1 protein-coding gene is annotated in these 232 nt (G+C 43.1%); it reads right to left on the bottom strand.

All coding sequences use genetic code 11. The annotated features are described in order from the left end of the window. Positions 1-232: IS66 family insertion sequence element accessory protein TnpB (tnpB, locus tag M9196_RS23420; RefSeq protein WP_250619903.1), on the bottom strand; the 232-nt coding region annotated here is incomplete at both ends.

The following is a 232-nucleotide window of genomic DNA, read 5'->3' as shown; positions in this document are numbered from 1 at the left end:
TTGTACTTGGCTTTTTCGAGTCGCTTATACCAAAGGGCGAAGCCTGTTTTATCCCAATACAATACTTTCATTTTGTCGCGCTGTTTGTTGGTAAACAAGAACAGTGCGCCACTTCCCAAAGGCAAATCGGTGTCACTTTCAATAATCGCAGCGAGGCCGTTGATGGATTTTCTAAAATCGACACTTTCACGATAAAGGTAAATGTCTGGCGCGCTAAGCATACCTTTCATGA

Source organism: Vibrio methylphosphonaticus (genome assembly GCF_023634655.1).
In the GTDB taxonomy this organism is placed as follows: domain Bacteria; phylum Pseudomonadota; class Gammaproteobacteria; order Enterobacterales; family Vibrionaceae; genus Vibrio; species Vibrio methylphosphonaticus.
The sequence above is the reverse complement of the archived record's forward strand: the minus strand, read 5'-3'. Positions and strand labels throughout refer to the sequence as shown.